This window comes from Bradyrhizobium sp. KB893862 SZCCT0404, assembly GCF_018130885.1.
Lineage (GTDB): Bacteria > Pseudomonadota > Alphaproteobacteria > Rhizobiales > Xanthobacteraceae > Bradyrhizobium > Bradyrhizobium stylosanthis.
Genome location: NZ_JAFCLT010000001.1, coordinates 180,969 through 204,232, shown reverse-complemented (window position 1 = coordinate 204,232; position 23,264 = coordinate 180,969). Strand labels below are relative to the sequence as shown.

Sequence of the window (23,264 nt, the reverse complement as noted above, 5' to 3'; positions counted from 1 at the left end):
GTGCGCAATTGCACACGGGGGCCGGGACCATAACCACAAGCAGAAGTTTGACGAAGACTGCAGTGAAACGTCTTCGCGCGGTACCGTCACCTGCGCCGATCGATAGATCACGCGGTTTGGGTCCCGGCCTCCGTGCGCAATTGCGCACTAGGCCGGGACGACATAGAGACCTACCGCGCTTCCGGCGGCGGGGAGCGGTCGAGCACGTCGCCCTTGGCGCCTTCGAGCAGATCGATGCCGTAGGTCTCGACCACGAGCGGCCCGCGCTTGCGCTGCAATTGCGCGACCTGCGTCACCTTGGCAAAGAGCTCGTTGAGGGCGGGATTGCCGCCTGCACGCAGCTCGTCGACATAAAGCAGCTTGCCAGCAAGCAGCTTCGCATCCGGCTCGAGCATGTTGACCCAGCGGATGCGCTGGTTCTGCTGCACGACGCAGGTGCCGCGCGGCAGGTAGAAGGCGAGCCAGCCCGTGGTGCCGTAATCCGGCGCGAGCACGCAGGTCGCACCATTGCGTACGCGCTCGGCTTCGATTCCCGCGGCGAGCTCGCGCCAGCCGACACCGACGCTGCGCACGGTGGCATCGCGGCGATAGCCCGAGAGCCAGCCGGTGTTGGCCTGCAGGATCAGCGCGGCGAACATCACGATGCCCGTGGGCGCGGCCCAACGCAGGCAGAAATCCGCAAGGCGCCGCGCGCGCGGCTTCCACTGCACGAGGTTGGCGGCGGCCGCGGCCGCGACCACGAACGGCGGATAGACCGGCGCGAACCAGTTGGCCTCGACGCGGGCATGCAGCGAATGCCAGACGAAATAGGCGACGATGGTCCAGAACATCGTCTCGATCAGCACGCGCGAGGCCAGCGCGCCGGCGCGGTGCCAGGTCAGCGCGTGCAGCCCCATCGCGCCGAGGATGAAGACCAGCGGGGTTGCGAACGCGATCTGGGTCGGGATCAGCTCGGCGATGTAGACGGGACGGAAGTCCTCGATCCTGGCGCGGCCGAGCTGCTTTGCGAACGAGACCCATTGGTGATCGGCGTTCCAGAGGATCACCGGCGAGAACAGCGCCAGCGCTACGAGACCGCCGAGATAGGGCCAGGGCGAGAGAAACCACCGCCTGAGCTTCGGCACGCAAACGAGCCAGATCAGGATGGCGGCGCCAAAGAACATCGCGGTGTATTTCGACAGCAGCGCAGCACCCACGGCGGCGCCGACCGCGAGCCACCAGACGCCGCGGCCGGTCTCCAGCACCTTGGCGAGGAAGAACAGCACGAAGCTGGAGGCGACCAGCAGCGGCGCATCGGGCGTCACGATCAGCGTGCCGACCGAGGCCATCATGGTCACGTTGAGCAGGATGGCGCTGGTGGCGGCAACGCGCGCCCCGCCGAACAGGATCGCCGCGGAGCGATAGACCGCATAGCTCATCGGCAGCGCGAGCAGGATCGAGACGAGACGGACGCCGAGCTCGGTGTCGCCGGCGATCATGGTGCCGGCGCGGATGACGTAGGCGACCATCGGCGGGTGGTCGTAGTAGCCACCGGCGAGGTTCTGCGACCACATCCAGTAGTAGGCTTCGTCGAAGGTGATCGGCGTGAACGCGGCCGTGACGAGCCGCAAGGCCACCAGCGCGAGAATCACCAGCGCGGTGTTGCGGACGATCCGCGCGTCAGCCCCGCCCATCCCAGGCTATTTCTTGCGCCAGACGAACAGTCCGGACATCGCGTAGTTCCACACCACGCCCATCAGCGCGCCGGCCATGCCGGCCAGCCACCAGATCGGCTCCTGGTCGTAGACAGAGAAGGCGACGCCGACATTGGCGAGCAGACCGACGCTGCACACGATGTAGAAGGCGATCAGCCCGCGCAGCAGCGCAAAGCCCTTCAGCCGCTGGTCGCGATAGGTGAGGAAGTTGTTGAGGATGAAATTGCTGGTCATGGCGACGATCGCGCCGGCGGCCTGCGCCTCGGCGAACGGCGCCTTGAACAGCTGAAGTCCGAGGAACAGCGTCGTGAGATGCACCACGAGGCCGATGCCGCCGACCATGGCGAACAGGATGAAGCGCAGCGAGACGATGTCGTTGCTGAGCTTGGCCAGCACGAGGCCGAGGAAGTCGAGCGCGACCATGGAATCGAGCTTGCTCTCGCCGTGCTGGCGGGCACCGAACGTGTAGGGAATCTCGACGGCGCGCAGACCACCATGCGCGGTCGCGACGACGTCGAGCAGGATCTTGAAGCCGTGCACGGACAGCTTCGGCGCGAGCTCTTCGAAACGATCGCGGCGGATCATGAAGAAGCCGCTCATGGGATCGGCGATCTCGACCCGCAGCATCTTCCTGGCGACCTCGGTCGCGAGCGCGCTGGCGCCGGCGCGCTGCTTGTTGAAGCCTTCACTCTTGTAGCCCTCGATATAGCGGCTGCCGACCACGAGATCGGCCTCGTCGCTGGCGAGCAGCAGCAGCATCTTCGGCAGCTGCGTCTCGTCGTGCTGGAGGTCGGCGTCGATCACGGCCACAAAGGGCGCGCTGGAGGCCAGGATGCCTTCGATGCAGGCACCCGACAGTCCGCGGCGGCCGATGCGGCGGATACAGCGCACGCGGCTGTCCTGCTGCGCCAGGCCGCGCACGACGTCCCAGGTGCCGTCAGGCGAATTGTCGTCGACGAACACGACCTCCCAGGCGACGTTGGCAAGGGTCGCCTCCAGGCGCCGGTACAGCACCGTGACGTTGTCGCGCTCGTTGAAGGTCGGGACGATGACCGACAGTTCCGGCCCCTCTTGGGCCTGCTGCGGATGGTCGGAGCCCGGTCTGATCGCTTCATTCATGACGGCAGCGTATATCCGCCGCGTCCTGAACTGCCAAGCCGGGGTTTCCAGGGGAGCGGGCCAAAAGGGCCCCAAAATGCCAACGACCCCGGAACGGCGGACCGCGCGTACATCCGGCGCAGGCCCAAGCTATTCCAAGGTCGTTCCAGCGCCGGAGTGTTTCTCTCGACGTCGCCGTTAGAACCTAAATGGGGACGGAAAACCGCTTTTCAAGGGGGCAAAGGCCCCCTTTTCAGGACTAGTTCGGAACTTCCTTGATTATCGGCCCGCGCGGCGCAGGCGCGGCGGGGGCTGCGGGCGCCGCGGCGGGCGCAGGCTCGACCTTCGCCGGCCTGGGCGGCTTGCCGTACTGGCCGATTGGCCCGAAGACGACGGCGACCGCGAGCACGATCGCCGCGACGATCGCGCCCAGAATGCCACCCACCGACTCAGACGCCATGGAAACCCATCCCCGTTCCAGATGCGGCGAGTGATACCACGGATGAGCGCGAGGCCGGAAGAGCCCCGGGCAAATGGCGCGCGGCGAATCGCGAGCAGCGACGCCCTACTTCGTCGGCGGCCTGTGCTTCGCGAAGGCCGTTACGATGTCCTTCTGCGCCGACGCCACCGCCCTGTTCGCGGTCGCGAGATGGGCGTCGGCATCGATGTCGGGATATTGCGCGGTGAGATAGCCCAGCAAGGCGACGCGGTAGTATTGCCGCTCGGACGGACAGGCGCTCGCGACCGAGCGGCCGAAATCCTGCTCCGACAGGCCCTGATTGCTGTCGCGCGAATATTCCCGCGCCAGGCAATGCCAGTAATCGTCGCGGCCCTGCATGGCGAGCTTCTGCGCGTTCTTATCGTCATCGTCAGCCAGAACACCTGACGTCATGGCAGCAGATGTCACCACCATGAGCGCCGCTCCCACCATCAGCATCCGCATCTTGTTCTCCTTCTGCGCAGACGATCTTTTCGCGAGCTTAAACGGGACGCCGCAACTGGCCAATCACAACTGGTTTGACTAGGATGAGGTCCCTCCCTCGTCGATGCGAGAACCTCCCGTGGCCAAAGCAAAAACCGCGTCCAAAAAATCCGGCAACATCTTCATCGGCATCGGCGGCTGGACCTTCGAGCCCTGGCGCGGCGTGTTCTATCCGGAGAAGCTGACCCAGGCGAAGGAGCTGTCCTATGCCGCCTCGAAGCTGACCTCGATCGAGATCAACGGCACCTATTACGGCTCGCAGAAGCCGGAGAGCTTTCGCAAATGGGCGAGCGAGGTGCCCGAGGGTTTCGTGTTCTCGGTGAAGGGACCGCGCTTCGCCACCAATCGTCGCGTGCTGGCGGAGGCCGGCGACTCCGTCAAGCGGTTCTATGATTCCGGCGTGCTGGAACTCGGCGATCATCTCGGCCCGGTGCTGTGGCAGTTCGCGCCGACCAAGAAATTCGACGGCGCCGATTTCGGCAAATTCCTCGAGCTGCTGCCACGCAAGCTCGACGGGCGCGCGCTGCGCCACGTGGTCGAGGTCCGCCACGACAGCTTCTGCACGCCGGATTTCGTCGCGCTGATCCGCGAGTTCGAGACGCCCGTGGTGTTCGCCGAGCACGGCAAATATCCCGCCATTGCCGACGTTGCCGGCGACTTCGTCTATGCGCGCCTGCAGAAGGGCAATGACGAGATCAAGACCTGCTATCCGCCGAAGCAGCTCGATGCCTGGGCCGAGCGCTTTCAGGCCTGGGCCTCGGGCAGTGAACCGGACGACCTGCCGAAGGTTGACAAGACGAAACCGAAGAAGGAGCCGCGCGACGTGTTTGCCTATGTCATCCACGAAGGCAAGGTGCGCGCACCCCATGGCGCCATGGAACTGATCGCGCGGGTGAGTTGAAAGACGACCTCTCATGTCATGACCCGAGGTGCCCCATGGCCAAGGCGAAGAAGCTGTTCACCATCGGCTATGAGCAGACGCCGCCCAAGGCGGTGCTGGACGAGCTGGAAGGAGCCGGCGTCAAGCTCGTGGTCGACGTGCGCGCGGTGACGTCGTCGCGGCGCCCGGGCTTTTCCAAGAACCAGCTGGCCGCGGGCCTCGACGAGCGCGGCATCGCCTATGTCCATCTCGCCGCGCTCGGCACGCCCAAGGAGGGCCGCCTCGCCGCCCGCAGCGGGCAATACGACGTGCTGGAGAAGATCTTCTCAAAGCACTTGAAGACGCCGGAGGCCCGCGAACAGATGGACGAGCTTTCGGCGCTGGTGAAGAAGGCCGGCCCGGTGTGCCTGCTCTGCTACGAGCGCGACCACACCCACTGCCACCGCCAGATGATCGCGGAGATCATCGAGGAGCGCGATGGCGTGACGGTGAAGAATCTGGCGGGGCGGCAGGTGTAGTGGTCTGCCGGTCCAAGGCAGGACCGGGCGATGACGTTAGCCGTTGCCGTCATCCTGAGGTGGCCGCTTCTTCAGCGGCCCTCGAAGGACGACGGCGTGCCACCGACGTTACATCTCGGCCGGTCATCCTTCGAGGCTCGCAAGAGCTCCCGCCTCAGGATGACGGGTCTGCCCCGGCCAGCCTAAACGTCCCTTCCATCATCTGCACGCAACTGCCGCCGACATGCGCGGAGACGATCTTGCCGTCCTGCTTGCGCACGCGGGTGCGCAGGATGCTGGGCCGGCCCATGTCAAAGCCCTGGCCGATGGTGAGCTTCAATTCACCGTCGCGCGTCGGATCGAGCTCGGCAAACAGCGAGACCGCGGCAACCGTCGCGCTGCCAGTAGCGGGATCTTCGGCAAAGCCGCTGGTGCCGCGCATGAACATCCGCGCCTGCCGGTCGCTGAACGACTCCGACGCGGGCACATCGCGCGTGTAGAACCACACCGAGAAAGCCCCATCGCGCGGCAACACCCTGCCGAAAGCCGCAGCGTCGGGCCTCGCCCGCTGCAGCGCTTCGCGTGAACGCACCTCCGCGACCAGGAATGGCGTTCCCACACCGACGACTTGCGGCGCATGGCGATCGACCTTGATGTCATCAGCCGCCAACGAGATACAGGCCGCAACGTCAGCGGCGGAGACCTCCGCAAGCCGCGACAGCGGTTGCGGCGCGGTGAGCTCGGTACTGACCACCCGGCCCTGCTCGCGCACGATCTCGACCGGCACGAGGCCCGCCTTCTCCTCGAACAGCAGGCGCGGCCGCGGCTCCCTGGCAAGACTCGCCAGCACGAAGGCGGTGCCGACATTGGGATGGCCCGCAAACGGAAGCTCCCGCACCGGCGTGAAGATGCGGACCTCGGCATCATTGGCGTTGTCGCGCGGCGGCAGCACGAAGGTCGTCTCGGAATAGTTGAACTCGGTCGCGATCGCCTGCATCTGCGCGGTCGAGAGACCACCGGCGTCGAGCACCACGGCGAGCTGGTTGCCGCCGAAGGCGCGGTCGGTGAACACGTCGACGGTGACGTAGCGGCGCTGCATCTGCACTTCCCCATGCAAGTCGCGGCCGCGACCGGCCGCATCGCGCGGCAGTCTACAAGCCGAAAACGTCGCTCGTCATGCCCCAAAATTCGGAGCAATCGGAGCAATGGCGGAAGACGCCTCAGAAGCGAAACAGCGGCCGTGGCGATGCGAGAACTTGCGCGCGCTCGTCCTTGTCGGCGATCAGCCTATCGAGGAATTCCCGGTTCTTCGCGTAGGTCTGCGTTGCCTCGAACTGCGTGTGCGGCCAGTCGCTGCCCCACAGCAGGCGATCGGGACCGTAGGCGTTGCGCAGCAGCGGATAGGCCTGCCTCGCAAAATCCTCGCCGGCCATCCCGTTGCGATACGGCGCCGAGATCTTGACCCAGACGTTTCCCGTCGCACCGAGCTTCAGCAGCGACTGGAAGCCGGGATCGGCGACGCCGAGCTTTTGATCGGGCAGCGCGTAGTGATCGAGCACGACGGAAACGCCATGATCGAGCAGCCGGGGCGCGAGCACGGCGAGATCGGACGCGTTGCGCTGGATCTCGACCTGCCAGCCCAGCGCTTTCACGTGCCCGAGCAGCGCCCTCCATTCGGCAGCCGCGAGATCGGGCAAGGGCTGGCCGACCAGGTTGAGGCGGATGCCGGCAACGCCGGCGCGGTCGAACGTGCGCAGCTCGTCCGCGGACACCGAAGGATCGACCACGGCGATGCCGCGCAGCCGCCCTTTCGCCTGTGTCAGGCACTCGACCAGGTAGGAATTGTCCGTGCCGAGAAAGCTCGGCTGCACCAGCACGCCGTTGGTCATGCCGCTCTGATCGAGCTGCTTCAGATAGAGCGCGAGCGGCGCGTCATAGTCGGGCGCATAGCGCCGGCCCGGTGCGAGCTTGAGCCCGCGGTGAAACACATGAGCGTGGGTGTCGATCGTCCTCAAGGCCGCCTCACTTCTGGCCGTGATCGCGACCGCCGCGGCAAGCGAGGCGAGACCCACGCCGAACCGGCGGCGCGTGAGATCGCGCCGGGAAAATGTCATGGCAAATTCTCCCCATCCCGCCTCAGGCGCGCGTCGCCGCGGTCTGTTCGAACACCTTGCCGCGCGTCTCCGGCAGCATCAGCACCGCGATCAGAACCAGCGAATAGGCGAAGGCCGCATCGATGCCGATCGCCGGCCCGAGGCCGATATGGTCGCTGAGATAGCCGACCAGGAACGGGAACGCAGCCGAGACGATGCGGCCGAAATTGTAGCAGAAGCCGACACCGGTGCCGCGCACGCCGGCGGGATAGAGCTCGCTGAACAGCGCCGCCATGCTGGCGGGAATGCCGGCGGAGAAGAAGCCGAGCGGAAAGCCGAGCACCAGCATCTGTCCATTGGTGAGCGGCGCGAAGATGTAGATCAGCACGGTGACGATGCAGGCAGTGGCAAAGAACGCGACATTGGCCCGGCGCCCGATGCGGTCGCTGATGATACCGCTGGTGACGCAGCCGCAGAAGAAGGCGACGATGATGACGGCGAGATAACCGCTGGAGCCGAGCACCGACAGATGCCGCACCTCGCGCAGATATGTCGGCAGGAAGTGGTGAGCGCGGCATAGCCGCCATGGGCACCGATGCCGAACAGGCCGCCGATCAGCGTCGCGCGCAGCACGTCGCGATGGAAGATGCCGGAGAGCGTGGCGAGGAACGGCGTCTTCTCGGCGGCGACCGCACGCGGCGGCTCTTTCAAACCGCGCCGGATGAAAATGATGAGGAGTGCCGGCAGCAGCCCGAGCGCGAACAGGAGCCGCCAGCCGATGTCGGCCGGCGCATAGGTGAAGACCAGCGCAGAAAGCAGCACGGCCGCGCCCCAGCCCACCGCCCAGGCGCTCTGCACCGAGCCAAGCGCCTTGCCGCGATGCTCGGGCCGGATGATCTCGGCCATCAGCACCGCGCCGCAGGCCCATTCGGCGCCGAAGCCGAGGCCCTGGATCGCCTTCAGAACGAGGAGCTGGGTGTAGGTCATCGCAAAAGCGCAGGCGAACGTCGCGAGCGCGAAGGTGGCGACCGTGATCTGGAGCGCCTTGACGCGGCCAAAGCGATCGCCGAGCGCGCCGCCGAACCAGCCGCCGAATGCACCGAAGAACAGCGTGATCGAGCCGAGCAGGCCCGCATCAGCCTTGCTGATGCCGAAGGCCGCAATCAGCGCGGGGATGGCAAGGCCGAACATCTGTACGTCGAGCGCGTCCAGCGCCCAGCCGCCAAAGCTTGCCCAGAACGTGCGCCTCTCCAGCGGCGAGCTCTCGCTGTACCAATTCGACATGTTTCCTACCCCTGTACTCGTTTATTGGTTGATGTCGTTGAAAGACCGCCTCACCGGATTTCGGCGTGATAGCGGAAGCGGTCGGCCGGCCCGCGCGAACGGCGCCATTCGATCGGCCGCCGCTCGAGGTCGAGCGCGAGGCGCTCGATCACGATCAGCGGGGCATGGGCATCGAGCCTGAGCAGACGCGCCTGCATCTCGTTGGCGCTCTCGACCGTCAGGATTTCCTCGGCGGACACCACGACCTCGCCGCAGCGCTCCTCATAGAGCGGATACAAGAGGTCGCCGAACTCGGCGGTGTCGATGTCGAGGATCGGCGCGAAACGTGATTGCTGGAGCCAGATCTCTTCCGCGAGCAGCGGCACATCGTCGATCAGGCGCAGGCGCGACAGGCTGATCACGGGCTCGCCGACGGGGATGCGCAAGGCGGAGGCAACGGCCGACGTCGCAGCGATGCTCTTGCGCCGGATGATGCGGCTCTTCGGCACGCGTCGCTCGCCGCTCTCCGACTGGAAGCGGAAGAAGCGGAACAGCGAGGAATTGAAGCGCGCGCGGCGCACGAAGGTGCCGCGGCCCTGCTGCCGCTCCAGCACATTGTCGCTGACGAGCTGATCGATCGCCTTGCGCACGGTGCCGATGGCGACGCCGTAATGGGCGCCAAGCTCGGCCTCGGACGGGATGGGCTCGCCCGGCCGCCACTCATTGCGGTTGATCCGCGCGGCAAGGTCGTCGCGCAGGCGCTGGTAACGTGGCAGGCGGTCGTCGAGCGCTGAATTCATATAGTCATATAGATGACTATATGAGATGGGAGTCAAGGACTACCATGACACCGCAACCGGAGAGGCTGAGAGGCTCCGATTGCGAGGCCGGACCGGCGGAGGCCGCCGGCCCGGCCTTGCCGCATCTCAGTTTGCGGCCTTCGGCAGGCAGGGCGGCCGCGTATAGGGCGCTGAGGCATATGCGCCGACCGCCGGAGCCCTCACACAATCCGCCATCGCCTGAGACTGGGCGCGCCGCGAAGCAGCGTCGCGGGCGGAAGCGGCTTCGGTTTGATAGACGGCGGCGGCGATCAGGGCGGCCACAACAACGGGCAATCTGGTCATCAGTTTTCTCCGCATGACAAACGGAAGATCGATGGTTCGGCCTTCCAGAGTGCAGGAGCGGAAAACACCGCGCGATATTTCATCACGCGCCTTCAATGAAACGCGAGCAGTCTACCCGAGCTGAAACACCGCCACCTTCTGCTCGTAGCCGCGCACCTCGACCTCGCCGAGCGCGACGGCATCGTCACCGTCCTTGCCGAGCGCCTCGCGGACGGACGCGGAGATCAGCAGTTGCGAGCCGAACTCCTTGTTCAGCGCTTCCAGGCGCGAAGCGAAATTCACGGTGTCGCCGATGACAGTGTATTCCTTGCGTCGGGGCGAGCCGATATTGCCGGCGACGACCTCGCCGAAATGGATGCCGATGCCGATCCGCAGCGGCCAGCTGGTCTCCGCGTTGATGCGGCCCATGGCCGTCAGCATCTCGCGGCCTGCGGCGACAGCGCGATGGGCAGCGTCGGATGCCTCCAGCGGCGCGCCGAACAGCGCGAGAAAGCCGTCGCCCAGGAACTTGTTCACGATGCCGCCCTCGCGGTCGAGAATATCCACCAGCACCGCGAAGGCGCCGTCGAGGCGGTCCACCACCTCCTGCGGGGTGCGAGACTGCGCGCCGGCGGTGAAACCGCGGAAGTCGACGAACATCACCGCGACGCGGCGGACGTCGCCGCCCGCGCCCGTTCCCGCCGCCATCAGCCGTTCCACCACCTGCGGAGAAACGTGCTGGCCGAACAGATTGGTCACGCGGTCGCGCGCAGTGGCGGCTGCGATGCTCGCGGCAAACTGCCGGCGGAGCTGAGCGCCGACGGAGCCCGCGAGCACGCCGCAGATCAGGATGATGGTGCTGCGCACCCCATGGAAATAGGTCTGCGGCTCGCCGAAGCTCGAGGAATCATAAATCGAAGCAACGGCGAACAGCTGGGCGGCGGCGACGAAGCCGGTGAAGGTGGACAGCCAGAAATCGAGCCGCAGGGTCGAGAGGATGACGAAGATGAAATAGATCAGCGGCACCGCGAAGCCGAGCGCCTGGCTTGCGCCCATGGTGCGGATCTGCAGGATGAGGATTACGGTGGGCAGCGACGTCTCGATCAGCGCACCGATATAGCGCCTGACAACCGGCAGATCGCGATCGAGCTTGAGGTTCTTCCTGATCTGGGTATGGACCCAGACCTCGAACAGGATGAAGCCGACGAGCAGGCCGTAGACCTCGGCGAGCCCCTCGGTGCCGCGCCAGACCCGATTCACGACGACGGGATCGACCAGATAGATCGCGGTGAGGAAGACCGTCATGACGCAGCCGGTCACGATCAGCGCCCTCACCCGCAACAGCTCGGTGCGCAGCACCTCCCGCGTCAGCTCGCGCTCGAAATCCTCGGACAAGACGGCGTGCTGCCGTGTCTTCCTGCTCGCAAAGCTGACCATCATCCCCCCTGGTCATTCCGGGGCGATGCGACAGCATCGCACCCGGAATCTCGAGATTCCGGGTTCGCGCTTCGCGCGCCCCGGAATGACTTCGGGCATTGTGCCTCAATCCAGCGTGCGGCGGAAGCGCGTCACGGCGATGGTCATGGCGACCAGCATCAGGGCCGCCAGCGCCAGGGCGTCGAAGCGCACGTTCTGCACGGTCGCGCCCTTCAGCATGATGGCGCGGACGATGCGCAAATAATGCGTCAGCGGCAGGGCCTCGCCGAGATATTGCGCCCAGGCCGGCATACCCGCGAACGGAAACATGAAGCCGGAGAGCAGGATGCTCGGCAGGAAGAACATCATCGACATCTGCATCGCCTGGAGCTGGTTCTGCACCACTGTCGAAATGGTGTAGCCAATCGACAGATTGGTGGTGATGAACAGCGTCGAGAGCAGCGCCAGAAGGAACAGATTGCCGAGCACGGGCACGCCGAAGAGCAGGACGCCGATGCCGATAATCAGGAAGGCCTGGACGAAGCCGACCAGCACGTAAGGGATGATCTTGCCGAACATCACCTCGACCGGCTTGATCGGCATCGACAGCAGGGCTTCCATGGTGCCGCGCTCGACCTCGCGCGTGACGGAAAGCGCGGTGAAGATCAGCATGGTCATGGTGAGGATGGTGCCGACGAGGCCCGGCACGATGTTGAGGCTGGAGTTCGCCGCCGGATTATAGCGGGCGTGCGCGCGGATCTCGAACGGCATCTCCGGGGGATCGCCGATATAGAGATCATGCTTGAGGGCGGTCTGGACGATCATGCCGAGCGAGCCGAGCGCGGCACTTGCCGCGACGGGATCGGTGGCGTCGGCCGCGACCAGCAGTGCCGGCTTGTCGCCGCGCCGCACCGCCCGCTCGAAGCCGCGCGGGATCTCGACGCCGAACAGCACCTTGCCCGACTTCAGCAGATTGTCGAAATCGTCGACGTCATGGACCTCGTAGAGGAAGCGGAAATATTTGGTGTTCTCCAGCGCCTTCAGCACCGAGCGGGCGAGATCGCTGTCCTCCTGGAGCAGAACCGCACTCGGCAGGTTGTGCGGCGTGGTGTTGATGGCATAGCCAAACAGCAGGAGCTGCATCACCGGCAGCATCACGATCATCGCGAACGAGACGCGGTCGCGCCTCAGCTGGATGAACTCCTTGATCAGCATCGCATAGGAGCGCTTCCAGAAGCCGAAGCGTTCGCGGATCTCGTGCGCCGGCGTGGGATGATCAATCGCGCTCATTGGAAATTGTCCCTGGAGCGGTTCATCAGCTCGATGAAGACGTCTTCGAGCGAGGGCGACGATTTGTGCCAGTGCAGGCCGCTTTTGTCGCGCCACGGCGCAATGCTGGATTCAAGCGCGGCGACATCGCGCCCTGACACGTGCAAGGAGGTGCCGAACGGCGCGACCATGTCCACGCCGGGCTTGCCGGCAAGTGCCGCGGTCAGCTCGTTCAGCTCATCGCCAGTCACCGTGTAGGTCGTCAGCGCGGATCCCGCGATCACCTCCTCCACGGTACCATGCGTCAAAAGATGGCCGTAGGCGATGTAGGCGATCTCGTGACAGCGCTCGGCCTCGTCCATGTAGTGGGTCGAGACCAGCACCGTGAGGCCCTCGGCCGCGAGTGCATGGATCTCGTTCCAGAAATCGCGCCGCGCCTTGGGATCGACGCCCGCGGTCGGCTCGTCCAGCAGCAGCAGTTTCGGGCTCGGCAGCGTGCACGCGCCCAGCGCCAGCCGCTGCTTCCAACCGCCGGAGAGCTCGCCCGCAAGCTGCTCCTCGCGGCCGGAGAGCCCGAGCCGCTTGATCATGTCGCGTGCGGCGCCGCGCGCATCCGCAAGGCCGTAGAGCCGCGCGACGAATTCGAGATTCTCACGCACCGACAGGTCCTGGTACAGGCTGAAGCGCTGCGTCATGTAGCCGACCTGGCGCTTGATCTTGTCGGCATCGCGCCGGATGTCGTAGCCGAGGCAGGTGCCCTCGCCGCTGTCGGGCGTCAGCAGGCCGCAGAGGATGCGGATGGTCGTGGTCTTGCCCGAGCCGTTCGGCCCGAGGAAGCCGTAGATCGAGCCGCGCTTCACCTGCATCGACAGATCGTGCACGACCTCGCGGCCGCCGAACGATTTGGTCAGGCCCTTGACGTCGATCGCGATGCCGTTGCCACCGTTCATCGCTTGTCTGCCACTGGGGTCTTGGGATTGAGATAAACGTCGATCGGCTGCCCCACGCGCAACGCGTCGGGACGCGATGGCCGCGCCTGCACCAGATAGACCAGCTTGTTGCGCTCCTCGAGGCTGTAGATGACGGGCGGGGTGTATTCGGCCGAGGTCGCGATGAAGTAGATCTTCGCGGTGAGATCGGCCGCGCAATTGTCGCAGGCGATCCGCACGGTGTCGCCGATCGAAAGCTTCGGCAGCTCGGTCTCTGGCACGAAGAAGCGCAGCTTCATGTTCCCCGGCGGCATGATCGAGAGAACCGGCCGCTGCGCCGCCACCATCTCGCCCTCGCGGAAATAAATCTGCTGGATGGTGCCGGCGACGGGCGCAAAGCCCTTGCGCCGCGCCATCCGCGTCTCCGACGTTGCGACCCGTGCTTCCGCGACGCGCAGCGACGACACGGCGGAGTCCAGATTGGCCTGCGTGCCCGAACCGGTCTTGTTCAGCGACGCCGCCCGGTCATAGGTCTGCTGCGCGTTCGCCAGCGTCGCCTTGTTCTGGTTGAGATCGGCGAGCTGGAGGTCGTCGTCGACGGAATAGAGCTGATCGCCGACCTTGACCTCGTCGCCCTCGCGAATGTTCAGCTTGGTCACGCGACCGGCCTCGTCCGGGCTGACATAGATCATGTCGGCCTCGACCCAGCCCTGGAAACCGGGCTCGCGCTTCTCCTTGCAGCCGGCAAGGCCGGTTGCAAGGACGAGCGCCAATGCAAATGCAGGAAGTACCCGCGACGACGTCATGTCGTCCTCCGTTCGCCAAAAATCAAATCAAGATGGACGCGCAGCATGTCCTGCGCGTCGAGCGGCGCATGCCGCGCAAAAAGGCTCTGCCAGATCACCGCGATCATCGCAGGCGCGACCAGGATCTGCGGATAGCGCGCGAGGTCCTTCTCGCGGATCTCACCGCGGGCAATGCCGAGCTCGATCAATGCGCGCATCCCGGCGATCCCGCGCGAGACCACCTCGCGGTAATAGAAATCGGCGACGGAAGGAAACCGCGGCCCCTCCGCCACGATCAGGCGGACGAGATCGCCGCGCCTGGTGCCGATGACCTCTTTCAGGAAGTTGCCGGCGAAGGCCTCGATCAGATCCCGCACCGAACCGGTCGGCGGCGGCAGCGCATTCAGCTTCGCCACGACTGGCACGATCACGGTGCGCACCAGCTCCTCGAACATCGATTCCTTGTCCTTGAAGTGAAGGTAGATCGTGCCCTTGGCGACGCCCGCGCGCTTGGCGATGTCATCGAGCCTGGTCGCGGCAAAGCCGCGCGCGATGAATTCCTCCATCGCGGCTTCCACGATCGCCGCGCGCCGCTCCGCCGCGCGTGTCGCGCGGTTCGAGGCGGGCGCCTCCTCGCGGCTCGCCTGCGCAGGGTCGTGCAAGCTGGCGCGGGTGGCGGACGGCAAGGCGGTTCTGGTCGGCTTCCTCGTCATTTGCTATTTATGACTGACTGGTCAGTCATAGTCAAGACAGCGCAGCAGTCCTATTCAGGACCTCAAATTGATTAGCCTTGACTAATGAATTAGCGAATGCTAATTGAATTGCATGATTGAAGCCGCCCCAAACCCCATCACGACAGTGATGCGCGCCCTCGCCGATCCGACTCGTCGCGCCGTGTTCGAACGTGTGTTCGAGAGCAAGGAGATCAGCGTCGCCGAGCTGACCCGCGGCAGCGGCGTGACCCAGGGCGCGATCTCGCAGCATCTGAAATCCCTCAAGCAGGCCGGCCTCGTCGCCGAGCGCGCCGAGGGCCGCAACGTCTACTACCGCGCCGCGCCGCAAGGACTCGAACCGCTGGTGACCTGGATGGATCATTATGGCGTGTTCTGGCGCGAGCGTTTCCAGAACCTGCGTGACCTCTTGAAGGAGATCGATCCGTGAGTGCAGCCGCGTTGAAAGCCGAAACACAGGACATCGTCATCGACGAGGTCTTCCCTCACACGGCCGAGACGATCTGGAAGGCGTTGACCAGCGCAAAGCTGATCGCGCGCTGGCTGATGCAGCCGACCGGATTCGAAGCCGTCGAAGGCAACGCCTTCACGTTCCAGACCACTCCGGGCGGCAACTGGGATGGCGTCATCCATTGCCGGGTTCTCGAGGTCGTGGCTTTCAGGCGCCTCGTCTACGCCTGGAAGGGCGGCGATGAGCGCAACACCGGCTACGGCGCGCCGCTCGACACGGTCGTGACCTGGTCGCTCACGCCGGTCGAAGCCGGCACTCGGATCCGCCTGGTTCATGCCGGCTTCGTCCTGCCGAGGAACGAGTCGGCCTACACGGTCATGAGCGGCGGCTGGAAGAAGGTCGTCCGCGAGCTCGACCAGATCAGCGGCGAAGAGTGAGGAGATATCGCGATGGACAAACCATATACCGGCGGCTGCGCCTGCGGCGCGATCCGCTATTCGATTGTCGGTGAGCCGCTGTTCAGCAATCACTGCCAGTGCCGGGACTGCCAGCGGGAAAGCGGCAGCGGCCACGGCTCCTACGCGACATTCGCGCGCGCCGGCGTGACGCTGACGGGCGAAGCGAAGCACTGGGACATGGTCGGCGACAGCGGCAACGTGAAGACGCGCGGCTTCTGTCCGCAATGCGGACTGCCTGTTTACCTGACCTTCGCCGCGATGCCCGAGATCTTCACCATCCGCGCCGCGAGCCTCGACGAGCCCGCCCGCTACACGCCGCAAGCCGTGACCTACGCCGCGCGCGGGCATGGCTGGGATCGGCTCGACCCCGGCCTGCCGACCTTCGCGGGCATGCCTCCGGGGTGAGGCACGCGAACCGGTATCCGTTTCGCTCGAAAATGCTTCAGCCAAAATCCAGCACCATGCGGCCGTCGATCTTGCCGGCCTTCATGCGGTCGAAGACGCCGTTGATCTCGGCGAGCGGCACCTTCGTCACCTCGGCCTTGACCTTGCCGTCGGCGGCGAAGGCGATGGCCTCCTGGAGGTCGCGGCGGGTGCCGACGATGGAGCCGCGCACCGTGATGCGCTTGAGCACGACGTCGAAGATCGGCGTCGGGAATTCGCCCGGCGGCAGGCCGACGAGGCTGACGGTGCCCTTCCGCCGCACCATCTTCAGCGCCTGCGCAAACGCTGCGGTCGAGACCGCCGTGACCAGCACGCCGTGGGCCCCTCCTCCCGTTGCCGCCAGCACCTTGTCCACGGCATCGGCCGCGAGCGCGTTGACCGCGAGATCGGCGCCGGTCTCGCGAGCGAGCGCGAGCTTGTCCTCGGCGATGTCGACCGCGGCGACCTTGAGGCCCATCGCCTTGGCGTACTGGACCGCGACATGCCCTAGCCCGCCGACGCCCGAGATCACCACCCACTCGCCGGGCTTTGCCTCGGTCTCCTTCAATCCCTTGTAGGTGGTGACGCCGGCGCACAGGATCGGCGCGATACCGGCAAAATCGATCGTCGCCGGCAGCTTTGCGGCGAAGGCGGCCGAGGCGATGACATATTCGGCGAAGCCGCCGTTCACGCTGTAGCCGGTGTTGTGCTGGTGCTCGCACAGCGTCTCCCAGCCGGTCTCGCAATATTCGCACGACATGCACGCATCATGCAGCCAGGCGACGCCGACGGCATCGCCGACCTTCAGATTCTTCACGCCGGGCCCGAGGGCTGCGACGATGCCGGCGGCTTCATGACCGGGGATGAAGGGCGGAACCGGCTTCACCGGCCAGTCGCCGGAGGCGGCGTGCAGATCGGTGTGGCAGACACCGCACGCTTTCACCTTGACCAGAACCTCGCCGGGACCGGGCTGCGGCACCGGTACGTCCTCGATCACCAGCGGCTTGCCGAATTGTTTGACGACGGCGGCTTTCATGGTCGGCATGGGTCTGCTCCATTGCAATACGAGAGACAGACTAGCGATGCCGCGCGGCGCGCCCTTGATTGGAGTCAAACGGCGCAACTTTATGCGCCGGCGAAAACGGGATGACGGCGTCGTGACGGATAGCTGGACGCTGCGTCAGCTATGGAACTTCAAGCCGTCCACGATCTTGTCGATCACCTTGCGGTCGGCGCGCATGGCGAGGCCGACGAGATTGAGATCGGGGCGCGCGACCGCCCTCACCGCCTCGCGATTGGCGGCATCATGCGTGGTCTTGAACATGTCCTCGGTGTAGACCGCCGGCTTCACACCCCGCGTCAGCGCACGGTCGAGCGCGCGCGACAGCGCCGGGCCGTCGGCGCCGTAGATCAGGATCGGCTGGCCGATCAGCGCGTGGTATTTCGTGTCCGAGGCGTCCTCATAAGGCTCACCGATGCAATCGGGAAATGCAGCCGCGATGCCGCTGGTGAGAAAGGACGCGACGTTGAGCTTCTGCCAGGCCTGAAGATCGGTGCGGATCACGACGGCGATCTTGGTGTCGAACTGCATGTGTTTCCCCGATTGTCATTCCTTGCGCTGCTCAGGTCTGCGCACCGCGCGGTACCGTTGCATCGCCCCGGAATGGCAGCAAGAAAATTCAGCCCTTGGCGTCGCAGGCCCAGGCGCGGATCACGCATTCCTTGCCGCCGTATTTGTAGCATTCGCGCGTCGCGGCATTGAGCGAGGCCGAGATCTTCGGCTTGACGGCATAGCCATAGGCCCCGCAGGGGTTGGCCATGTCGACCGACATCGCCGCGCATGCGCGCTTCATCGTCACGGTCGTGCAGTCGCCCTTGCACTGCTTCTGCGCCGCGGCGCGGGCCTCGTGCTCGGCGCCATAGTCAAAAGCCTGGCCATAGGCGCCGCACTTGCCGACCGCAAAGGCACCGGCGGCATGCGCATCCGTAATGTGGCGAGCACCGGCAACACAGACCGACAGCGCAAAGAAAAACATCGCGCAACGGCGCGCGACGACGTTCGAAGCCATGAAAAAACCCCTCACCCCCAAGGCAAGTGGCCGCAACTCTAAGCGGCGGTCGTTTCCAGATGGTGAACGGGTGGTTGAAATCGGCAGGTGCCGTAGGGTGGATCAGCCCTGCAGGTGCGCGAAGCGCATCTGCTCGGCGTAATCCACCTCTTTTGTTTCCGCCGAGACGTAATGGTGGATTACGCCTTCGGCTAATCCACCCTACGGCGCCGTCATCCCCGTCTTGCCGCTTCCAGCGCCTGCGGCGTGTCGATGTCGAGGAAGGCGCTCTCGCCATCGACGGGCACTTCGGCGACCGCCTCGGTGTGCTTGGCGATCAGGTGCCGCGCGCCGACGTCGCCGTCGAGCGTCATCAATTCCCTAAAGAAGCGGCGCGACCACAGCACGGGATTGCCGCGGCGGCCTTCGCTGACGGGCACGACGATGAGATTGCCGCGGTCCGGCGCGAAACCGTCGATCAGGCGGTCGATCAGGCCGGCATCGATCAGCGGCATGTCGCCGAGACAGACAATCGCGCCGTCGCAGCTGTCGGGCACGGCCGCGATGCCCGATTTGACCGAGCTCGCGATGCCGCCGGCGAAATCCGGGTTCTTGACGAATTTCACCTTCAGGCCTTGCAGCGCCTGCTCGACCAGCTCGGTCTGATGGCCGGTGACGACGATCACCTCGGATGCCTTGGAAGCGAGCGCCTGCTCGGTCGCGATCCGCACCAGCTTCTTGCCGTCGAGCTCGGCGAGCAGCTTGTTCGGCCCGCCCATGCGCGTCGAGCGGCCCGCCGCGAGCACAATGGCGGCGACCTGGCTGTTGCCCTCGGTCTCGGGCTGGGCGCGCGGCTGCGGCCGCGTCACGATTTCCATCAGGAGGCCGCCGACGCCCATGCCCATCAGCTCGGAGCGCGTCACCTTGATGCCGGCAAGCAGACGCATCAGCACCCAGTCAAAACCGTTCTCGACCGGCGAGCGCGCGCAGCCCGGTGCGCCGAGCACCGGCACCTCGCCGGCGCGCGCGATCAGCAGGAGGTTGCCGGGATCGACCGGCATGCCGAAATGCTCGATCTCGCCGCCGATGCCGGTGACGGCCGCGGGGATCACGTCGCGGCGGTCGGCGATTGCGGACGCCCCGAACACGATGACGAGCTCGGCGCCGAGCGCGAGCAATTCCTTGATCGCGGCCGACAGCGCGCGCTCGTCGTGCTGGACCCGCCGCTCGGCGATGATGCTGGCGCCGGCCGGCGCGAGCCGCTCGGCGGTGACGCGCAGGGTCTTGTCCACCACCTTGGAGGAGAGGCCCGGCAGCAGGGTCGAGACGACGCCGACGCGCTTGATCACGTAAGGCGCGATCCTGAGCACGTCCTTGCCGGCGGCGCTCACCGCGGCATCGCGCAAGTTGCCCTCGACGCCGAACGGGATGATCTTGACGGTACCGACCATCTCGCCCTCGACCACCGGCTTGTAGGCGGTGAGCGTGGCAAAGGTGATGGCTTCGTCGATGTTGTTGATGCGATCGACCGCGGCGCGGTCGATCACCAGCACGCCCGGCTGCGCGGCAAACAGATTGGCGCGGCCGGTGAAGGCGCGCTCGACATGGATGCCCTCGCCGCCGACGGCAAGCGCAATGCTGGCAGCCGCAACGTCCTCGGAGACGTCGCCCGCCTCCATGCGCACCACGACGATGTCCTTGATGCCGGCGCGCGTGAGCGCCTCGACCTCGGCAGGCCCGATCGTGGTGCCTTTCTTCAGCACCAGCGGCCCCTGGCGCAACGTGTGGACGGTCACCCCGCCGATTGCATCCCTGGGGCTCGCCGGACCGAACTTCATGCCGCTTCTTCTTTTTCTTTGGGAGGCAGGCGGAGCACCGCCGTGATCTCGGCCATGATCGACACCGCGATCTCGGACGGCGAGACAGCGCCGATCGCAAGGCCAATCGGCGCGTGGATGCGCGCGATGTCGCTGTCCTTGGCGCCCTGCGCCCGCAACCGGTCGCCGCGCTTGGCATGCGTCTTCCGCGAACCGAGCGCACCGATATAGAAGCAGTTGCGCTCGAAGGCGTGCAGCAGCGCGGGATCGTCGATCTTGGGATCGTGCGTCACCGCGACGAACGCCGTATAGGCGTCGACATTGAGCGGCGGCAACGCGGTGTCGGGCCACTCGGCGACAAGCGGAACATCGGGGAAGCGCTCGGGGCTGGCAAAGGCGGTGCGCGGATCGACCACGGTGACGTCATAGCCGAGCGAGCGCGCCAGCGGTGCCAGGGCCTGGCTGATATGGACCGCGCCGATGATGACGAGCTTTGCGGTCGGCGCGTAAACGTTCAGGAACAGCTTCTTGCCGCCGGCTTCGACATTGGCGCTCTTGCCCATGCGAAGCTGCTTTTCAAGTTCAGTGCGCAGCGGATCCTTGGCGAAGTCCGCCGATTTCACCAGGCGCTGCTCGCCGCTCTCGGTGTCGGTCACCAGGATCGCCGGCCGGCGCGCGGCGCGCTCGGCATTGAGTTCGTGCAAAATCGCGAGCTTCACGGCTAGCCGACCTTCTCGACGAAGACGCGGATGGTGCCGCCGCAGGACAGCCCGACATTCCAGGCGGTCTCGTCGGCGACGCCGAACTCCAGCATCTTGGGCTTGCCGCTCTCGATCACGTCCATGGCCTCGGTGACCACGGCGCCCTCGACGCAGCCGCCGGAGACCGACCCCAGGAACGTGCCCTCGTCGTTGATGACGAGGCTGGAGCCCGCCGGACGCGGGGCCGAGCCCCAGGTCTCGACAACGGTCGCCAGCGCGACGCCACGGCCGGCCTTCTGCCAGTCCTCCGCCGCCTTCAGGATGTCCTCGTCGCGATCGAGCATGGTCAAGCCTCTCAAGCTGCGGAGCGGATCAGGCTGCGGTGATGCGGCGGCAGCGGCCGGGAGAGCGTGGTGATCAGCTCCTGGATTGAACTCAAATTATGTACCGGGCGGAATTCGTCAACGTGCGGGAGCATCATTTTGATACCCTGGGCCTTGGCCTCGAAGCCAGAGAACCGCAGCAGCGGGTTGAGCCAGATCAGCCGCCGGCAGGACCGGTGCAGCCGGTCCATCTCGAAGGCGAGCTTGGAATCGGCCTCCCGCTCCAGCCCGTCGGAGATCAGCAGCACGATCGCGCCCTGGCTCAGCACCCGCCGCGCCCACAATTTGTTGAAGTTGTGCAGCGAGGCCGAGATCCGCGTGCCGCCGGCCCAATCCTCGACCGAGGCCGAGCAGCTCGCCAGCGCCTCGTCGGGATCGCGCTGGCGCAGCGCCCGGGTGACGTTGGTGAGGCGCGTACCGAACAGGAACACCGAGACGCGCTTTCGGGCGTCGGTGATGCCGTGGAGGAAGTGCAGGAACAGGCGGGTGTATTCGCTCATCGAGCCCGAGATATCGAGCAGCGCGACGATCGGCGCCGGCTTCTCGATCCGCCCGCGGCGGTGGATGTCGATAATCTCGCCGCCGGTGCGGAGCGAGGCGCGCAGCGTGCGGCGCAGATCGAGGCGCAGGCCCCGCGGATCGGGCCGATGCCGGCGCGTCAGCAGCTCGGCCTGCGGCAGGTGCATGCGCTCGATCGCGCGCAGCGCCTCGCTGATCTCGGCCGCGCTCATCTGCGCGAAATCCTTCTTCTGAAGGATCTCCTTGTCGGAGACCGACAGCCGCAAATCCTGCTCCTGGTGCTGCGGCGTCTCGGTCATGCGCGGCTGCGACATCGCCTCCTGCACGCGACGGGAGCCGGCCTGCGGCTTCTTCTTGGCCTGCTCGGGCAGCGGCACCGAATCCAGCATGTGCTTCCATTCCTCCGAGGCGCGGAAGAACAGGTTGAAGGCCTGCTTGAAGATCAGCGCATGCTCGTGGCGCTTGACGAAGATCGCCTCCAGCGTGGTGAAGACGTCGCCACGGTTGCCGATGTCGATCACCTGCAGCGCGCTCATGGCGTCGATGACCGCGCCCGGCCCCACCGGCATGCCGGCGGCGCGCAGCGCCCGGGCGAAGCCGACGATATTGTCGGCGAACTGCTCGGTTTGCTCCGGGGCAAGGTGGTTGATGGCCATGGTCTATCCTCGCTCCGTCATTCCGGAATCCAGGGCTTGTGGCGCGAGATTCTCAGGTGCGCAATTGCGCACCGGAGTTCGCGCTGACGCGCGCCCCGGAATGACGGCTAGTCGCTCGTCGCTTCCTTCAGCACCTTCTGCAAGGTGTCACCCTGCATGCGGGTGATGTCGTCCTGGTATTTGAGCAGCGCGCCCAGCGTGTCGCCGACCACTTGCGGGGTGAGCGAGCGGGCATCGAGCTCCGACAGCGCGGTGGCCCAGTCGATGGTCTCGGCGACGCCAGGCGACTTGTAGAAGTCCTGGTTGCGCAGCGCCTGCACGAAGCGCACCACCTGCTGCGAGAGCTTCGCGGAGATGCCGGGCACGCGCGTCTTGACGATGGCAAGCTCGCGCTCGGCGGCGGGATAGTCGACCCAGTGATAGAGACAGCGACGCTTCAGGGCGTCGTGGATCTCGCGGGTGCGGTTGGAGGTGATGATGACGATCGGCGGATGCGGCGCCTTGACGGTGCCGAATTCCGGAATGGTCACCTGGAAGTCACTGAGGATTTCGAGCAAATAGGCCTCGAACGCCTCGTCGGCGCGGTCGAGCTCGTCGATCAGCAGCACCGGCGGCCCGGCGACGTCGGGCTCGAGTGCCTGCAGCAGCGGCCGCTTGATCATGTAGCGGTCGGCGAAGATGTCGCTCGAGAGCTGCTCGCGATCGGTATCGCCGGCGGCTTCCGCCATCCGGATCGCGATCATCTGTGCCGCGCTGTTCCACTCGTAGACCGCGGAGGAGACGTCGAGACCTTCATAGCACTGCAGGCGGATCAGCTTCCGCCCCAGCGCCGCCGACAGCACCTTCGCGATCTCGGTCTTGCCGACGCCGGCCTCGCCTTCCAGGAACAGCGGCCTGCCCATGCGCAGCGACAAATAGGTCACCGTCGCCAGCGACCGCTCGGCCAGATAGCCGCGCGAGGTCAAAAGTTCGAGCATCGCATCGACCGATGCCGGCAGCGCCGCTGAAGTCATGAAAGGCCAGTCTCGTTTGCGCCCTCGCGGGGCAAGTCTTGTGCTGGGGGTGAGA

At 65.8% G+C, this 23,264-nt stretch carries 26 protein-coding genes and 1 pseudogene; 5 read left to right on the top strand and 22 right to left on the bottom strand.

The genetic code is table 11. The features are described from left to right. Positions 1 to 170 precede the first annotated feature (170 nt). The 4 genes from JQ617_RS01070 to JQ617_RS01055 form a co-directional block, all read right to left on the bottom strand. Positions 171 to 1,673 (bottom strand): glycosyltransferase family 39 protein, encoded by a 1,503-nt coding sequence (locus tag JQ617_RS01070; protein ID WP_212023727.1) that lies wholly within the window; start codon positions 1,671 to 1,673, stop codon positions 171 to 173. 6 nt (positions 1,674 to 1,679) lie between these two features. Further along, complete coding sequence (locus JQ617_RS01065) at positions 1,680 to 2,813, bottom strand: glycosyltransferase family 2 protein (RefSeq protein WP_063682531.1); 1,134 nt, start codon at positions 2,811 to 2,813, stop codon at positions 1,680 to 1,682. A 238-nt stretch (positions 2,814 to 3,051) separates the two neighbouring features. Next, positions 3,052 to 3,252 (bottom strand): hypothetical protein, encoded by a 201-nt coding sequence (locus JQ617_RS01060; RefSeq protein WP_212023725.1) that lies wholly within the window; start codon positions 3,250 to 3,252, stop codon positions 3,052 to 3,054. Between the two features lie 105 nt (positions 3,253 to 3,357). Beyond that, complete coding sequence (locus JQ617_RS01055; protein WP_212023723.1) at positions 3,358 to 3,735, bottom strand: hypothetical protein; 378 nt, start codon at positions 3,733 to 3,735, stop codon at positions 3,358 to 3,360. 103 nt (positions 3,736 to 3,838) lie between these two features. On the opposite strand from JQ617_RS01055, the gene JQ617_RS01050 reads away from it, so the two are divergent. Both JQ617_RS01050 and JQ617_RS01045 read left to right on the top strand, forming a co-directional pair. Then, positions 3,839 to 4,675 carry a DUF72 domain-containing protein gene (locus tag JQ617_RS01050; RefSeq protein WP_212023721.1) on the top strand — a complete coding sequence of 279 codons (837 nt, stop codon included), beginning with the start codon at positions 3,839 to 3,841 and terminating at the stop codon, positions 4,673 to 4,675. Between the two features lie 35 nt (positions 4,676 to 4,710). Then, positions 4,711 to 5,172 carry a DUF488 domain-containing protein gene (locus JQ617_RS01045; RefSeq protein ID WP_063682527.1) on the top strand — a complete coding sequence of 154 codons (462 nt, stop codon included), beginning with the start codon at positions 4,711 to 4,713 and terminating at the stop codon, positions 5,170 to 5,172. Positions 5,173 to 5,326: 154 nt separating this feature from the next. On the opposite strand, the gene JQ617_RS01040 is transcribed toward JQ617_RS01045, so the two are convergent. The 10 genes and pseudogenes from JQ617_RS01040 to JQ617_RS00995 form a co-directional block, all read right to left on the bottom strand. Further along, positions 5,327 to 6,250, bottom strand: a complete 924-nt coding sequence (locus tag JQ617_RS01040; RefSeq protein WP_212023719.1) for a PhzF family phenazine biosynthesis protein — start codon at positions 6,248 to 6,250, stop codon at positions 5,327 to 5,329. Positions 6,251 to 6,371: 121 nt separating this feature from the next. After that, complete coding sequence (locus JQ617_RS01035; protein WP_212023717.1) at positions 6,372 to 7,265, bottom strand: amidohydrolase family protein; 894 nt, start codon at positions 7,263 to 7,265, stop codon at positions 6,372 to 6,374. Between the two features lie 22 nt (positions 7,266 to 7,287). Further along, a pseudogene (locus JQ617_RS40330) lies at positions 7,288 to 8,528 on the bottom strand (MFS transporter). A gap of 50 nt (positions 8,529 to 8,578) precedes the next feature. Then, positions 8,579 to 9,307, bottom strand: a complete 729-nt coding sequence (locus tag JQ617_RS01025; protein WP_212023715.1) for a GntR family transcriptional regulator — start codon at positions 9,305 to 9,307, stop codon at positions 8,579 to 8,581. 126 nt (positions 9,308 to 9,433) lie between these two features. Then, a complete protein-coding gene (locus JQ617_RS01020; RefSeq protein WP_212023714.1) occupies positions 9,434 to 9,631 on the bottom strand; it encodes a hypothetical protein in 198 nt (65 codons plus the stop codon). 111 nt (positions 9,632 to 9,742) lie between these two features. Then, entirely contained in the window at positions 9,743 to 11,047 is a 1,305-nt protein-coding gene (locus tag JQ617_RS01015) for an adenylate/guanylate cyclase domain-containing protein (protein ID WP_212025933.1), read from the bottom strand. A 105-nt stretch (positions 11,048 to 11,152) separates the two neighbouring features. After that, positions 11,153 to 12,316: an ABC transporter permease gene (locus tag JQ617_RS01010; protein WP_212023712.1), complete on the bottom strand. Its 1,164-nt coding sequence runs from the start codon at positions 12,314 to 12,316 to the stop codon at positions 11,153 to 11,155. Beyond that, positions 12,313 to 13,245, bottom strand: a complete 933-nt coding sequence (locus JQ617_RS01005) for an ABC transporter ATP-binding protein (RefSeq protein WP_063682523.1) — start codon at positions 13,243 to 13,245, stop codon at positions 12,313 to 12,315. The genes JQ617_RS01010 and JQ617_RS01005 overlap by 4 nt, the downstream gene beginning before the upstream one ends. After that, positions 13,242 to 14,030 (bottom strand): HlyD family secretion protein, encoded by a 789-nt coding sequence (locus JQ617_RS01000; protein ID WP_212023710.1) that lies wholly within the window; start codon positions 14,028 to 14,030, stop codon positions 13,242 to 13,244. The genes JQ617_RS01005 and JQ617_RS01000 overlap by 4 nt, the downstream gene beginning before the upstream one ends. Beyond that, complete coding sequence (locus tag JQ617_RS00995) at positions 14,027 to 14,722, bottom strand: TetR/AcrR family transcriptional regulator (protein WP_212023708.1); 696 nt, start codon at positions 14,720 to 14,722, stop codon at positions 14,027 to 14,029. Before JQ617_RS00995 ends, JQ617_RS01000 begins: the two co-directional genes overlap by 4 nt. A gap of 112 nt (positions 14,723 to 14,834) precedes the next feature. On the opposite strand from JQ617_RS00995, the gene JQ617_RS00990 reads away from it, so the two are divergent. From JQ617_RS00990 to JQ617_RS00980, 3 genes are read left to right on the top strand one after another with little or no spacing between them, the layout of a single operon-like run. After that, positions 14,835 to 15,170 (top strand): ArsR/SmtB family transcription factor, encoded by a 336-nt coding sequence (locus JQ617_RS00990; protein ID WP_212023706.1) that lies wholly within the window; start codon positions 14,835 to 14,837, stop codon positions 15,168 to 15,170. Then, positions 15,167 to 15,628, top strand: coding sequence for an SRPBCC family protein (locus JQ617_RS00985; RefSeq protein WP_212023704.1), 462 nt, complete (start codon positions 15,167 to 15,169; stop codon positions 15,626 to 15,628). Before JQ617_RS00990 ends, JQ617_RS00985 begins: the two co-directional genes overlap by 4 nt. A 12-nt stretch (positions 15,629 to 15,640) precedes the next feature. Further along, entirely contained in the window at positions 15,641 to 16,054 is a 414-nt protein-coding gene (locus JQ617_RS00980; protein ID WP_212023702.1) for a GFA family protein, read from the top strand. Between the two features lie 37 nt (positions 16,055 to 16,091). Here the strand turns inward: JQ617_RS00980 and adhP are convergent, their stop codons facing one another. The 8 genes from adhP to JQ617_RS00940 form a co-directional block, all read right to left on the bottom strand. Continuing rightward, on the bottom strand, positions 16,092 to 17,117 hold the full coding sequence (adhP, locus tag JQ617_RS00975; RefSeq protein WP_063682520.1) for an alcohol dehydrogenase AdhP: 1,026 nt from the start codon (positions 17,115 to 17,117) through the stop codon (positions 16,092 to 16,094). 135 nt (positions 17,118 to 17,252) lie between these two features. After that, entirely contained in the window at positions 17,253 to 17,663 is a 411-nt protein-coding gene (locus JQ617_RS00970) for a DUF2000 family protein (RefSeq protein ID WP_063682519.1), read from the bottom strand. An 88-nt stretch (positions 17,664 to 17,751) separates the two neighbouring features. Continuing rightward, positions 17,752 to 18,141: a DUF4189 domain-containing protein gene (locus JQ617_RS00965; RefSeq protein WP_063682518.1), complete on the bottom strand. Its 390-nt coding sequence runs from the start codon at positions 18,139 to 18,141 to the stop codon at positions 17,752 to 17,754. Between the two features lie 212 nt (positions 18,142 to 18,353). Beyond that, complete coding sequence (locus JQ617_RS00960; protein WP_212023700.1) at positions 18,354 to 19,958, bottom strand: NTP transferase domain-containing protein; 1,605 nt, start codon at positions 19,956 to 19,958, stop codon at positions 18,354 to 18,356. Beyond that, the gene (locus JQ617_RS00955) at positions 19,955 to 20,656 is read right to left on the bottom strand and encodes an XdhC family protein (protein WP_212023699.1); all 702 of its coding nucleotides are present in this window, start codon (positions 20,654 to 20,656) and stop codon (positions 19,955 to 19,957) included. The genes JQ617_RS00960 and JQ617_RS00955 overlap by 4 nt, the downstream gene beginning before the upstream one ends. A 2-nt stretch (positions 20,657 to 20,658) precedes the next feature. Then, complete coding sequence (locus JQ617_RS00950) at positions 20,659 to 20,982, bottom strand: XdhC family protein (RefSeq protein ID WP_008564652.1); 324 nt, start codon at positions 20,980 to 20,982, stop codon at positions 20,659 to 20,661. Positions 20,983 to 20,993: 11 nt separating this feature from the next. Next, the gene (locus JQ617_RS00945; RefSeq protein WP_212023697.1) at positions 20,994 to 22,196 is read right to left on the bottom strand and encodes a vWA domain-containing protein; all 1,203 of its coding nucleotides are present in this window, start codon (positions 22,194 to 22,196) and stop codon (positions 20,994 to 20,996) included. A 107-nt stretch (positions 22,197 to 22,303) separates the two neighbouring features. Then, positions 22,304 to 23,209: an AAA family ATPase gene (locus tag JQ617_RS00940; RefSeq protein ID WP_063682514.1), complete on the bottom strand. Its 906-nt coding sequence runs from the start codon at positions 23,207 to 23,209 to the stop codon at positions 22,304 to 22,306. Positions 23,210 to 23,264 lie beyond the last annotated feature (55 nt).

Coding starts and splice junctions, on each gene's coding strand:
- JQ617_RS01020 (WP_212023714.1), bottom strand. CDS start 9,631: ATGACCAGATTGCCCGTTGTTGTGGCCGCCCTGATCGCCGCCGCCGTC.
- JQ617_RS01060 (WP_212023725.1), bottom strand. CDS start 3,252: ATGGCGTCTGAGTCGGTGGGTGGCATTCTGGGCGCGATCGTCGCGGCG.
- JQ617_RS01040 (WP_212023719.1), bottom strand. CDS start 6,250: ATGCAGCGCCGCTACGTCACCGTCGACGTGTTCACCGACCGCGCCTTC.
- JQ617_RS00940 (WP_063682514.1), bottom strand. CDS start 23,209: ATGACTTCAGCGGCGCTGCCGGCATCGGTCGATGCGATGCTCGAACTT.
- JQ617_RS00965 (WP_063682518.1), bottom strand. CDS start 18,141: ATGGCTTCGAACGTCGTCGCGCGCCGTTGCGCGATGTTTTTCTTTGCG.
- JQ617_RS01070 (WP_212023727.1), bottom strand. CDS start 1,673: ATGGGCGGGGCTGACGCGCGGATCGTCCGCAACACCGCGCTGGTGATT.
- JQ617_RS01000 (WP_212023710.1), bottom strand. CDS start 14,030: ATGACGTCGTCGCGGGTACTTCCTGCATTTGCATTGGCGCTCGTCCTT.
- JQ617_RS01035 (WP_212023717.1), bottom strand. CDS start 7,265: ATGACATTTTCCCGGCGCGATCTCACGCGCCGCCGGTTCGGCGTGGGT.
- JQ617_RS00945 (WP_212023697.1), bottom strand. CDS start 22,196: ATGGCCATCAACCACCTTGCCCCGGAGCAAACCGAGCAGTTCGCCGAC.
- JQ617_RS01010 (WP_212023712.1), bottom strand. CDS start 12,316: ATGAGCGCGATTGATCATCCCACGCCGGCGCACGAGATCCGCGAACGC.
- JQ617_RS01050 (WP_212023721.1), top strand. CDS start 3,839: ATGCGAGAACCTCCCGTGGCCAAAGCAAAAACCGCGTCCAAAAAATCC.
- JQ617_RS00995 (WP_212023708.1), bottom strand. CDS start 14,722: ATGACGAGGAAGCCGACCAGAACCGCCTTGCCGTCCGCCACCCGCGCC.
- JQ617_RS01055 (WP_212023723.1), bottom strand. CDS start 3,735: ATGCGGATGCTGATGGTGGGAGCGGCGCTCATGGTGGTGACATCTGCT.
- JQ617_RS00990 (WP_212023706.1), top strand. CDS start 14,835: ATGATTGAAGCCGCCCCAAACCCCATCACGACAGTGATGCGCGCCCTC.
- JQ617_RS00960 (WP_212023700.1), bottom strand. CDS start 19,958: ATGAAGTTCGGTCCGGCGAGCCCCAGGGATGCAATCGGCGGGGTGACC.
- JQ617_RS01065 (WP_063682531.1), bottom strand. CDS start 2,813: ATGAATGAAGCGATCAGACCGGGCTCCGACCATCCGCAGCAGGCCCAA.
- JQ617_RS01015 (WP_212025933.1), bottom strand. CDS start 11,047: ATGGTCAGCTTTGCGAGCAGGAAGACACGGCAGCACGCCGTCTTGTCC.
- JQ617_RS00970 (WP_063682519.1), bottom strand. CDS start 17,663: ATGCAGTTCGACACCAAGATCGCCGTCGTGATCCGCACCGATCTTCAG.
- JQ617_RS00980 (WP_212023702.1), top strand. CDS start 15,641: ATGGACAAACCATATACCGGCGGCTGCGCCTGCGGCGCGATCCGCTAT.
- JQ617_RS01045 (WP_063682527.1), top strand. CDS start 4,711: ATGGCCAAGGCGAAGAAGCTGTTCACCATCGGCTATGAGCAGACGCCG.
- JQ617_RS01025 (WP_212023715.1), bottom strand. CDS start 9,307: ATGAATTCAGCGCTCGACGACCGCCTGCCACGTTACCAGCGCCTGCGC.
- adhP (WP_063682520.1), bottom strand. CDS start 17,117: ATGCCGACCATGAAAGCCGCCGTCGTCAAACAATTCGGCAAGCCGCTG.
- JQ617_RS01005 (WP_063682523.1), bottom strand. CDS start 13,245: ATGAACGGTGGCAACGGCATCGCGATCGACGTCAAGGGCCTGACCAAA.
- JQ617_RS00950 (WP_008564652.1), bottom strand. CDS start 20,982: ATGCTCGATCGCGACGAGGACATCCTGAAGGCGGCGGAGGACTGGCAG.